The following is an 11,718-nucleotide window of genomic DNA, read 5'->3' as shown; positions in this document are numbered from 1 at the left end:
TTTTTAGTACGCATAAATAAACACCAACTTAAATAATTAATAAGTCTATTATAACCTATTTTATCCGTTGGTGTTATTTATTCCGTGTAAGAAAAAAAAGCTGGATTATCTTTATTCTATTTCTACAACTGTTTCAATTATTTATGGCAAGTATCGATGAGACCATCTCTTTTTATTCAATGGTCTATATTTGCTTTATTAGCATGCTTTTGTTTCTACTCTTCTCAATCTTTCAATATCAAAAGGAAATAAACTTTTATAAAGGGCTTTCTACCCGAGAGGATGATTTAGACCTTACATCCTTACCAAAAGCAAAAACACCTTTTGAGAAAATCATGGAGGACAGTTTTACACAGCAAACTGCCATTCTAATGAAAGAGCGCAATCAAAATCTTGAACAGCTTGAACGTGAAAAAGATGAACTGCTTTCATGGATTCACGAAGTAAAAACACCGTTAACGGCATTACGTTTATTGATTGACTCCATTGATAATCATGAAATAAAAGCATCCCTAACGTTCGAGTGGCTGAGAATTCATCATTTGCTGGATCAACAGCTCCACCAAAAACGGTTTCCCTTTATTCAAAATGATTTATATATAGAAAGTATCGATCTCGAGAATATCCTTTTCGATGAAATCAAGGCATTACAATCTTGGTGCATACAAAAAGGGATTGGCTTTGATATCGAGTTACAAAAGACCACTGTGCTAACAGATGGAAAATGGCTTTCTTTTGTTGTGAGACAACTGATTAGTAATGCTGTGAAATATAGAAGCAAGGGAGATATTATCCTAAAAAGCTATGATCATCATGGTTATACATGTTTGAAAATTGCGGATAGCGGGATTGGAATCGCCATTCAGGATTTGCCTAGAATTTTTGATAAAGGCTTCACTTCTACCGCTAAACATCAAAATAATCATGCGACAGGCATGGGATTATATCTATCCAAAAAAATTGCAGACGCTCTAAAAATCATCATCGAGGTGGATTCAAAGGTAGATGAAGGAACAACAGTGACTCTAACATTTCCGAAAAACAATGCATTTGATCAACTTCATCATTAATTAAAATGTTTGTGGGAGGCATCGTGACAAAAATGTCACATGCCTCTTTTATTTGTTCGCCAAATCGAAGGAATGTATAAAAATCCTTTTATATAATGAATCTATCATGTATAGGAGTGTGAAAAAAATGGACATATTAGTTGCTTCAAAAGTTCATAAAAGTTATGGGAATAAAGCAAATCGCCAGGAAGTGCTTAAAGGTGTAGACTTAAGCGTCCAAAAAGCTGAATTTGTCAGCATTATGGGGGCATCGGGTTCGGGAAAGACTACGCTTTTAAACGTCCTTTCTTCCATTGACCAAGCTACCGGTGGAACCATTCACATTGTTGAAAAAGAAATTACACGTCTAAAGGAAAAACAGTTAGCTGAATTCCGAAAAAATCATTTAGGATTTATCTTTCAAGATTATAATTTACTCGATACTTTAACAGTAAAAGAAAATATTCTTTTGCCATTATCCATTACAAAGACACCACAAAAAGAGGCACATCAACGCTTTGATAAATTAGCAAAAGACCTAGGTATTTACGAGATAAAGAATAAGTATCCAAACGAGATATCAGGAGGGCAAAAACAACGAACGTCTGCAGCAAGGGCATTCATCCATGAGCCAGACATTATTTTTGCTGATGAACCGACTGGAGCGCTTGATTCGAAATCCGCTTCTGATTTATTAAATAAATTAAGCCATCTAAATCAAACAAGAAATGCAACAATCCTCATGGTTACACATGATGCAGTAGCTGCAAGCTATTGCAGCAGAGTAGTTTTCATTAAAGATGGACAAATTTATACACAGCTTTATAAAGGGGATCAAGATAGACAACGTTTTTTCCAAGATATTATCAAAACACAAGGAATTTTGGGTGGTGTGCAAAATGACTTTAAGTAATCTAGTCATTCGTAATCTCAAAAAAAATATAAAATACTATTATCTATATATTTTTGCCTTAGTATTTAGTGTTTCATTGTATTTTTCCTTTGTGACATTACAATATGATCCGTCAATGGATGCTGCCGGGAACACAGTGAAAGGTGCTGCTGCCATTAAAGCTGCTTCCTTATTATTAGTTGCTATCGTTTCGATTTTTCTCCTTTACGCTAATACGATTTTTATTAAACGGCGCGGAAAAGAAATTGGCTTGTTTCAATTGATTGGAATGACGAAAAGCAGAATCTTTCGTTTGTTAACACTGGAAAATTTCATCTTATACTTTTTATCTATCATTATTGGTATTTTTATCGGATTTTCTTTTTCAAAAGTAACCGTCATGATTTTATTTAAAGTAACTGGTGTAACAGCCATTACCAAGCTTCACTTTTCTACCGAGGCTCTTGTGCAAACAATCATAGTTTTTTGTATCATATACATTTTCATTATGTTAATGAATTATATTTTCATTAAAAGACAGACCATCCTTTCCTTATTCCGTATTACTTCTTCTACACAAGCACGAGTGAAGAAAATGTCAGTATGGGAAATAATCATTGGTATTGTTGGCATTGTCTTTATTATTAGCGGCTATTTTATCTCTTCAAAACTATTTAGTGGTTCTTTTCAAACAATGAATATGCTATTTATGGCAATGATTTCGATTCTATCCCTTGTAATAATTGGAACCTATTTGTTTTATAAGGGATCCGTTAGTTTTCTATTCAACCTTATTCGCAAAAAGAAAAATGGTTACATTAATATTAATCAAGTTCTTTCCTTATCTAGTATTATGTTTCGTATGAAATCGAACTCTATTTTATTAACGATAATCACATCTGTATCGGCGCTAGCAATAGGCTTATTATGCTTAAGCTATATATCCTACTATTCTGCTGAAAAAACAGCGAAGGAAACTGTTCCAGCAGATTTCACCTTTGCTCATTCAGAAGATGCCGAAGCATTCTCTAAGCTACTGAATAAACAAGAAATCGCTTATAAGGAAGAAAGAATTCCTGTTATTCAAGCAGATTTCAATGTAAAAGACATCTTGAACGACATTCCAGGCGAATCCACCCTAGATTCTACCAAGATGCAATTGCCTGTCATTAGCGAAGAATATGTAAAGGGTGTGAGCTTATCAAAAGAGGAAGTAGCTTTCACTAGGTATAGTTCTGCATTAGAAAAGTTTATAAACCTAAAGTCAAAAGGAACTATTTCCATTTTGGTCAATGGAAGCTCACTCTCATTAAATTATGTAGGACAAAAGGATCTATTCCTTATCCCTTATACCTTTACTAGTGGCGGACTTCCAACCGTTATTGTCGACTCATCTGTTTTTCATTTACTAGAAAAGAATATGGATGAAAGTATCCAAACACCATCTAATATATATATTGGAATTCATATTAACAAGGACCATGAAATCGCAGCTGCAAATAAACTTTATCAACAGCTATCTTTAGAAAATTCAAGTTCTATTTCACGCTATGATAGAATCCAAACCCAAAAAGAAATGATGGGTTTGACAATGTTTATCGTCGGTTTTCTTGGACTTACCTTTCTCATAACGTCTGGTTGTATTCTCTATTTTAAACAAATGGATGAAGGAGAAGAAGAAAAATATACTTATACCATTCTCCGCAAATTAGGATATACACAGAATGACTTATTAAATGGAATCAAAATAAAACAGCTATTTAACTTTGGTATCCCATTACTAGTCGGCTTGCTTCATAGTTATTTTGCTGTTCAGTCTGGCTGGTTTTTCTTCGGGACAGAATTATGGGCTCCCATGTTCATCGTAATGGGACTCTATGCAGTACTCTATTCGATATTTGGGATTCTATCTGTTGCTTTTTATAAAAAAATTATAGCCGATGCTTTGTAGTATTAGCTATGAAAGCGGAGAAAATGTTCAATAACTGGAGCAAAAAATAACCGGCTATTTTCGAAGATTTATTTTTAAATGGTTTTACTAAATACAAAAAGGAATCAAACATAACTGTCTGATTCCTTTTTATATTAGTTCGCTTCTTGACTCCAGCCAAAAAGTTGATTATCTCGCTGCTCCGATTCTAAAACCGCATGGTGAAATGCTCTAAAATCAATCGGCTGATCCTTCTTCTCAGCAATCACCCTAATATATTCACCAATCTTCACCTTATTGCTTGGAGAAACTTGGCCAAATGGTATTTCTGCTGATCTGCCGTAATAGACATTCACTGTTTTATTCGCTAATTTTACTTTCTTACTATTTATTAAATAACGTGAATTAGGAACCGTATAAACTGTCTCCCAATCACTTTCTGTCTCAAATTTAATTTTTGATAGATGTTCTCCTGCAGCTGAAATAAGAATAACATCTGGTTGTAAGTATTCGATAAGCTCATGCCATAATTTCACGCCACTAGCTTGAAGGTCTTTCTTTGCTTCTTTGCTTAAACTATCCCAAGTAGGATTCGTTGCAAGCGGTGAGCAAATATCTGTATGCAATGCCGTATTTTCTTTATTACCATAAAAGCTTGCATTTAATCCATTCAAAATCGGTTCAAAAGAAGGCTCATACCATGCTTTATATGGGTCTTTTTCAAAATACTGGTCAAGTGCAGTAATATATTGTTGATTGAATTGATAGTGATGGTCTCGTTTCATTGATTGAAACCTTTGGAAAGGGTCAGGGTCAGGGAAATCGCGCCTAGACGGATTTAGACCTACAGTAATGATGCGGATAGGGGATTCAAAATACTTCTTACTATTACCAAAATACATAACTGGCATTGAAGGCTTTACAAGATACGGCCTCTCTTTCTTACTTTCATACATTTCCCAATACTTTTTAATTAATTCGGTTTGTACTGCCTGTTGAATAACAATAAAAATCATCCTTTCAATTTAGTAAAAAATATAGCAAGTCCACAAAAAGTGGAATTCCTTCTTCTCTATTATATATTATCTTTTGTCTATTGGTAAAGAATACGTCGTGTTTTATAAAAAAATCTTTTTTATGTGGAATAACTAAATATAACTATTAGAAAGGAAGCTGAAATACTTTCTAATAGCTATATTTATTTTCACAGTGATTTTCGTTACCTACTGCCTATTATTTGAGAACTTTTTGAAGACTTTCTCCTTTTTTGTTGCAATCATATCGATAAACATTGTCTTAAAATGGTCTTTTGTAATAGATGGTGTACTTGTATTTTTCGGGCTATTTTCTAATGGATAATATCGCTCCCATCGCTCTACCATTTCCTCTAGACTACATCCACTTAATGGGTGCACAGGAGGTTCAAGTTTAATTTCTGCCAGCTTTCGATCTAATGGAACAATCGATGGTGTATTTGTATCTTTATAAATATGCTCTAATTTATTCTTATTAAGAAAATCAATAAAGTGATCAAAATTCATAGCGTGTACCTTTGTAGGTGCTTGAAAGTCACTTTTCTCTATTATTCCAGACAAGGTTGTCTTGCTCGTTATTTTATTAGCCATTAACTTTGTTAGTTGATGGTACTCAGCTAATTCCCTCATTCGAGCATCCTTAGGAATAATTAAACTTGGGGTTCCTGCAATCGTTGCTGCAATATTCCCATGCAGCCTTGCTCCAAAACTCAGATCAGCATCTTTCATAAAGTCTAACCATGTAGGTACATTTAGGAAAAATCGGACTCTATTGTTCATATATACAGGATCTGACATTTTAATTGGATATTTTTTGCTTACTTCTGCTATGGATGGTGCTCCCAAATACGTTAATTTCAATTCTTTTAACCATTGCGGAATAAAATAATGATTTGGATATTCTTCCATCCCTCTAGCAATAAAGTCTAGGACCTTTTTTTGGGAACGACGAGAAGAATTAACACAGATTTTTGACTCTTTCGTTATATGAGTATTTCTTATATGTAATTCTCTTCCAAAGGTATACATGGAAGGACAGCCAATTACTACATGGTCAATGCCTTCACGAAAGCCTAAACGAGTTAGATATTTTGCTGTAATTTCTCCACGGACGCCAATTATAGATGATTTCTTTAAAACAGCTTGAACAAAATTTTTCACATCTTTATCGAATGGAAATCCTTCATTTAGCTTTGGTTCAAAAGGAGCTCTTAATCCGACGCCAATTACAATAACTGGGACTTTTAACTTATTGATTAATTTCGTATATCGTCTAAGGGATGGAATAAATTCATTCCGAAAAGCGTCCGCTAATGGGATAACATAGCAATCATAATTTTCGTTTATTTCATCTGCTCTCTCAGGGCCATATGTATAATAATCTGGTGTAATCATTGTATCTTCAGTCATCAACGTCCGAAACACACTGAATTGATAGATTAGGTTTCCGATATTCCCACCAAAGGTATTATCAATCATCATTTTTGCCGCATCAAATGGTTCTAAGGGTGACATACCAGCTCTTATTAATATTTTTTTCATATTCGCTTCTTCCTCACCACATTTTTTTATCGTACCTTTGTCCTATTTTAGCCTGTGTTTAAAAGACATGCATTTTTATATTTTTGACAGGATAGAATCCTTTTAAACCTAGCATTTAAAGTGAATCCATATTAAAAAAAGCACCTCACTGTTTAACATGGGTGCTTTTCTTTTTTACTTAAGTATTAATTCTAAAAGATTGTTGCTTCGGTTGTTTGAAGTACTTATGAAAAGGATGCCTTTAAATAAAATCATAAACGGATCAACCTTTACCTAAATACATTTGCAGCTTTCAATACTAGTTTGACAGACTTTCGATTTAATTGTCCTTCTAGCTTCTTAATTTTATTGTCTTTTTCTTTGACTTTCTTCTTCAATGTATTAATTTGCGGAGATTCTCCTGAATAGAATTTCTCCCATCTAGCAACCGTTTCTTCAATACTGCAAGCACTAATTGGTACTTCTAATGGAAGTAATGAAACGTTAGACAATCTTTCTTCCAATGGTATTCGAGCTGGGTGATTCGTTTCTTTATAAATATGATCGATTTTATTTTTATTCAGGAAATGAATATAGTTATCAAAATTCTCCGCTTGACGTTTTGTCGGCTGTTGGAAATCTACTTTTTCAATTAAATCAGATAATCTTGTTTTCTCATTAATTTCATTTGCCATCACATGTGTTAGCTGATGATATTCTGCCAACTCCCTCATCCGAGCATCCTTTGGAATAATGATGCTTGGTGTTCCAGATATAGTTGCAGTAATGTTCCCATGTAGTCTAGCTCCAAAGCTTAAATCGGCTTGACCAATAAAATCAAACCATGTTGGCGCATTCAAAGGATAGCGAACTCTATTATTTGCATATGCCGGATCAGAAATCTTAACTGGGTAATTGTTGCTGTCTGGCGCTATCGCTGGTGCGCCTAAATGTACTAGTCTTAATTCTTTAAGCCATTGTGGAATAAAATAATGATTTGGATATTCCTGCATGCCTCTAGTAATAAAGTCAAGGACGTTTTTTGGTGATAAACGAGAAGAATTTACACAAACCATAGTCTCTTTCGTAATATTTGTTTCTCTAATAGTCAATTCTCTGCCAAACGTATACATAGAAGGGCACCCAATTACAGTATGATCTACTCCTTCTTTAAAGCCTAAACCAGTCAAATACTTAGAGGTAATCTCACCTCGTAATCCAACTATATTTGATTTTTCTAAAACTGCCTTAATAAACTCTTTTACATCTTCATCAAAAGGAAAACCTTCATTTAATTTCGGCTCAAATGGAGCACGAAGTCCAACACCAATAACATAAACTGGAATCTTTAATTTTTTTATTAATTGTGTGTACTTACGTAACGTCGGAACAAATTCTTTCCGAAATGCATCTGCCAATGGAATGACATAACAGTCATATTTTTCATTAATTTCATCCGCTCTGGATGGTTCATATTCATAGTAATCTGGCGTTATGATTGTGTCCTCTGTCATTAATGTACGGAAAACACTATATTGATATATTAGGTTTCCAACATTCCCGCCTATCGAATTATTGTTTAGTATGTAAGATGCATCAAAAATATCTAGAGGTGACATGCCTGCTCTAATCAATATATTCTTCATTTAACTAACCCTTTCTATAAAACAAAATTAATAACATCATTTCTTCCGTTACTACTAACCTACTTGATAAATACCTAGTAACATCATTAGCACTTTTCATTTTTTTATACAGTAGTACAACTAATATATTCAATCATATATTTGTAAATGATAAATCAAAAAAATTTGCTTCTTAATCTGTAGGATAAAAAAAGAAGCTTAATTTTTTCTTAACTAAAATTGTGTTAGATTTAATAAAAAAAACAACCATCTCTCCTTTCCCCTTATTTATTAAAACTAAACCTGAAAATCGAGCAGCAAAAAAAGAATCTGATTATAAAAGATATCTTTTTTCATTTAAGTGCACAGTTCCTCCTGTTACACTAGCTGAAATAATGTATCTTTTAGTATCAGACCCTAAAAAACAAAATGTTTCTCTTATTTCAAATCCGCGAACTCTTTTGCGATTCTTTCGATTGCTTCTTTAATAATGGATCTTGGAGATGGGATGCAGATTCGTTGATATGTAATTCCCTCTTCTCCAAACATACTACCATCCTCCAGCAAAACATTAGCTCGATGATAAATACGTTCATGTACTTCTTCTGGAGTAATTCCATAACCTCCAAAATCCATCCACATAATATAGGTTCCTTCTGGAATCGTTACTTTGACCTTTGGCATATGTTCATCTATATATGCCTTCACCCATTCCATTGTTCCGTCAATGTATTCTTTTAGTTCCTCGAGCCATTCTTCTCCTTCCTTATATACTGCAATAAGCGCAGAAATGGTGAAAGGAGACGCTAATTGATGGCCCATCGTTTTTTTAAATTTATTACGTAGCTTTACATTCGGAATAATTAAATTTGTACAGTGAAGTCCTGCTACATTAAATGTTTTATTGATAGCCGTACAAGTAATCAAATGGTCATTATTTTCTGCAATCATCGCAATTGGAGTGAATTTCTGATTGCATCTTATTAAATCACCATGGATTTCATCTGCAATAATTAACACATTATGTTTCACACAAATCTCATATAAACGAGTAAGTTCTTCCACTGAAAAAATACGTCCAGTTGGATTATGGGGATTACAAAGAATAAATAACTTTGTTGATTCTTCCTTTGCCTTTTCTTCAAAATCAGCAAAATCTATCGTATAGTAACCTTCTTCATCTTTAAGTAATGCGTTATTTCTTACTACTCTTCCATTCTCTTCAACTGCTGAGGTGAATGGCGGATAAACCGGACGTTGAATAATTACCCCATCGCCAGCTTCTGTAAAAGCACGAACAGCCATATTAATCGCATGAACCGTTCCGGGACTATAGACAATAGAGTCTCTCTCTATATTCCAATCATGTCTTTTTTTGAACCAGTACTGAATTGCTTCATAATATTCGTCTGGAAAAACAGAATAGCCATATATGCGATTATCAACCGTTTTATGTAATGCATCAACTAATGCTTGTGGTACAGGCAAATCCATATCTGCTGTAAAGAGCGGAATAGTCTCCTCATCATAACGCTCTGTTAATCCCATCTCCTTAATCATCTTTCCACCATCCCATTTAACGGAATAAGTATTTCGTCGATTTACTACTTCATCAAAATTGTTAATCATAATATCCACCATCCTCTTCCTAATTTCCAAAACCGTTCGTTGTAATGAACATCTTTTCTCCTATAGTAACATGTTTATCCCTTAACTTGAAGGATATTTCAAGGCTAGATTAATAGATTACTTATTTTAATTTTTCCCATCGTCAAGTATAATTTGATGAAAGATGACTTTTTAAAGGAGGTATAAAATGGCAGAGTTTTTTAAAATAATAGCTGAAATTGTCAATATTCTCCACGATATTATTATGGACGTTGCCTCTATTCTTGGCTGGCAAGCTACAGACAAAGACTTACATTTATGGATTATTGGCATCATTGGAATTATTTCATTCTTTATTGTGCAATTCATCTTTAAACGCTTAGCAGCCTGGAGCATTAAGAGCATTTCATTTATCTATACTTTTACGCTCATCCTCGTATTAGTATTTGCTATTGAAATTCAGCAGGGGATTACAGGACGGGGGAATATGGAGTTCGCAGATGCTGTTGCGGGTATTAACGGTTTCCTTCTTTTTTTCGGAATATACCTAGTTATCACCTTAATTTTTAAAGGAATTAAAAAGATTTTTCATAAAAGAAACAATCAATCAAACAGTAATGACAGTCCTACTGTCGAAAATAATGAACATCTTCCATCTCGTCAATCCCGATATCATAAATAAGTATTTTCATAATCTTTATATCACGCTACATTTAGGAAAAAGAAAGGATGTCTATGGATCACTTAAACGCTTCTAATAAAGAAAAGTCAAAGCTTAATTACTCCCTTCTTCTTATTGTCATTTTTGGTGGTTTTCTTATTTTCGGATTATCAGAAAATGTGAAAGGACCTGCCATTCCAATCATTCAAGCTGATTTCCTTTTAAGTGAGTCGCAAATAGGATTTTTGCTTGCAATCAACTCCCTCGGCTATTTAATTGCCTGTACCTTTACAGCTGCTTTAGCAAATAGGATTGGCATTAAATGGACAGGTATTGTTGCTTTTGCATCAATGGCTGTCTCTGGCATATGTCTATATTTTTCTGAAAAATATTTTGCCCTTTCTTCTTCCTATTTCCTTTTATATATTGGAAATGGAATGCTTGAAATTGGCCTAGGGATAATGGCTGCTCGTATTTTCACAAAAAATACAGGATTTATGATGAATCTTGCACACTTTTTCTATGGTTTAAGTTCGATGGTAGCACCAATTATTGCATCTTGGATGATGAGATGGACTATCTCAGGAGGAGAATTAAGCTGGCGAGGGATGTATTTTATTGTATTGCTATTAGCCCTTCTGCCTATCATCCCTTCTTTTTTCGGAAAATTTCCAGAGGAAGAAACAAATGGCGAAGAGAATGTATCTTATCGAATTTTACTTCGGGATCCAGTTGCTTGGCTCATTGTAATGATTCTTTCCTTTGGAGTAGTGTCTGAACTAGCTGTAGGAGGCTGGTTAGTTAACTTTTTAATTAAAGCGTATTCATGGAATATAGAAACAGCTTCTGGCATGCTATCAATGTTCTTCTTATTTTTTATGCTTTCAAGACTAATCCTTGGCCCATTAACAGATAGAATCGGTTATACACTTTCCATCATGATTTTTGCTGCTTTCTCTGGCATTTGCAGTTTTTCTGCCATTATCATTGGAGAAAAAGGTGCCATTCTGTTTGCAATTGCTGGAATTGGCATCGCTCCCATATATCCGACTGTCATGGCATTGCTGGCAAAAAGGTATCCAAGGGGAACTGGTACAGCTATAACCTTTACAGTTACATTAATGGGAATTGCAAGTGTACTCGGAAACTTGCTAATTGGAGTCATTATAGATGGGATAAATCGTTTGTTCCATACGAGTAATGGTATCATTGGACAACAGGCAGGCTATGGATTTATTGCACTTCTATCCCTACTTTGCTCCATTTGCTGTGTCATTTTATTCTACTATTTACGGAAGAAGAGGGAGCTAATTTAATAACTTTTTGATACATATTCATCTTCCTAAAAATAGATATAATTGTAATGATTGTCATAACTAATAGTAGGGATACAAGGCA

Annotated in this window: 9 protein-coding genes; 5 read left to right on the top strand and 4 right to left on the bottom strand. The window is 34.1% G+C overall.

Going from position 1 to position 11,718, the window contains the following annotated elements; all coding sequences use genetic code 11:
• The first annotated feature begins 335 nt into the window (after positions 1 to 335).
• The 3 genes from ACTNDN_RS20325 to ACTNDN_RS20315 all read left to right on the top strand — a co-directional run bounded on the left by ACTNDN_RS20325 (position 336) and on the right by ACTNDN_RS20315 (position 3,892).
• Positions 336 to 1,070, top strand: coding sequence for a sensor histidine kinase (locus tag ACTNDN_RS20325; protein ID WP_441131978.1), 735 nt, complete (start codon positions 336 to 338; stop codon positions 1,068 to 1,070).
• A gap of 127 nt (positions 1,071 to 1,197) precedes the next feature.
• Complete coding sequence (locus ACTNDN_RS20320) at positions 1,198 to 1,962, top strand: ABC transporter ATP-binding protein (RefSeq protein WP_031540442.1); 765 nt, start codon at positions 1,198 to 1,200, stop codon at positions 1,960 to 1,962.
• Positions 1,949 to 3,892 (top strand): FtsX-like permease family protein, encoded by a 1,944-nt coding sequence (locus ACTNDN_RS20315; RefSeq protein ID WP_251627647.1) that lies wholly within the window; start codon positions 1,949 to 1,951, stop codon positions 3,890 to 3,892. The genes ACTNDN_RS20320 and ACTNDN_RS20315 overlap by 14 nt, the downstream gene beginning before the upstream one ends.
• 134 nt (positions 3,893 to 4,026) lie before the next feature.
• Here the strand turns inward: ACTNDN_RS20315 and ACTNDN_RS20310 are convergent, their stop codons facing one another.
• The 4 genes from ACTNDN_RS20310 to ACTNDN_RS20295 form a co-directional block, all read right to left on the bottom strand.
• Entirely contained in the window at positions 4,027 to 4,887 is an 861-nt protein-coding gene (locus ACTNDN_RS20310) for a hypothetical protein (protein ID WP_031540444.1), read from the bottom strand.
• 207 nt (positions 4,888 to 5,094) lie between these two features.
• Positions 5,095 to 6,447 (bottom strand): polysaccharide pyruvyl transferase family protein, encoded by a 1,353-nt coding sequence (locus ACTNDN_RS20305; RefSeq protein WP_251627649.1) that lies wholly within the window; start codon positions 6,445 to 6,447, stop codon positions 5,095 to 5,097.
• 269 nt (positions 6,448 to 6,716) lie between these two features.
• Entirely contained in the window at positions 6,717 to 8,072 is a 1,356-nt protein-coding gene (locus ACTNDN_RS20300; RefSeq protein ID WP_441131976.1) for a polysaccharide pyruvyl transferase family protein, read from the bottom strand.
• Positions 8,073 to 8,489: 417 nt separating this feature from the next.
• A complete protein-coding gene (locus ACTNDN_RS20295; protein WP_441131974.1) occupies positions 8,490 to 9,680 on the bottom strand; it encodes a MalY/PatB family protein in 1,191 nt (396 codons plus the stop codon).
• Between the two features lie 187 nt (positions 9,681 to 9,867).
• On the opposite strand from ACTNDN_RS20295, the gene ACTNDN_RS20290 reads away from it, so the two are divergent.
• Positions 9,868 to 10,341 carry a hypothetical protein gene (locus ACTNDN_RS20290; protein ID WP_441131972.1) on the top strand — a complete coding sequence of 158 codons (474 nt, stop codon included), beginning with the start codon at positions 9,868 to 9,870 and terminating at the stop codon, positions 10,339 to 10,341.
• Positions 10,342 to 10,388: 47 nt separating this feature from the next.
• Positions 10,389 to 11,636, top strand: coding sequence for an MFS transporter (locus tag ACTNDN_RS20285; protein ID WP_441131970.1), 1,248 nt, complete (start codon positions 10,389 to 10,391; stop codon positions 11,634 to 11,636).
• The last annotated feature ends 82 nt before the right edge of the window (positions 11,637 to 11,718 follow it).

It is taken from the genome of Niallia sp. HCP3S3_B10, from assembly GCF_052064465.1.
Classification (GTDB): domain Bacteria; phylum Bacillota; class Bacilli; order Bacillales; family Cytobacillaceae; genus Niallia; species Niallia hominis.
This window is presented reverse-complemented; position numbering and strand designations above follow the sequence as displayed.

What these genes read in the sequence shown, in the direction of transcription:
- ACTNDN_RS20325 (WP_441131978.1), top strand. Translation starts at nt 336, where the DNA reads ATGGAGGACAGTTTTACACAGCAAACTGCCATTCTAATGAAAGAGCGC.
- ACTNDN_RS20320 (WP_031540442.1), top strand. Translation starts at nt 1,198, where the DNA reads ATGGACATATTAGTTGCTTCAAAAGTTCATAAAAGTTATGGGAATAAA.
- ACTNDN_RS20315 (WP_251627647.1), top strand. Translation starts at nt 1,949, where the DNA reads ATGACTTTAAGTAATCTAGTCATTCGTAATCTCAAAAAAAATATAAAA.
- ACTNDN_RS20310 (WP_031540444.1), bottom strand. Translation starts at nt 4,887, where the DNA reads ATGATTTTTATTGTTATTCAACAGGCAGTACAAACCGAATTAATTAAA.
- ACTNDN_RS20305 (WP_251627649.1), bottom strand. Translation starts at nt 6,447, where the DNA reads ATGAAAAAAATATTAATAAGAGCTGGTATGTCACCCTTAGAACCATTT.
- ACTNDN_RS20300 (WP_441131976.1), bottom strand. Translation starts at nt 8,072, where the DNA reads ATGAAGAATATATTGATTAGAGCAGGCATGTCACCTCTAGATATTTTT.
- ACTNDN_RS20295 (WP_441131974.1), bottom strand. Translation starts at nt 9,680, where the DNA reads ATGATTAACAATTTTGATGAAGTAGTAAATCGACGAAATACTTATTCC.
- ACTNDN_RS20290 (WP_441131972.1), top strand. Translation starts at nt 9,868, where the DNA reads ATGGCAGAGTTTTTTAAAATAATAGCTGAAATTGTCAATATTCTCCAC.
- ACTNDN_RS20285 (WP_441131970.1), top strand. Translation starts at nt 10,389, where the DNA reads ATGTCTATGGATCACTTAAACGCTTCTAATAAAGAAAAGTCAAAGCTT.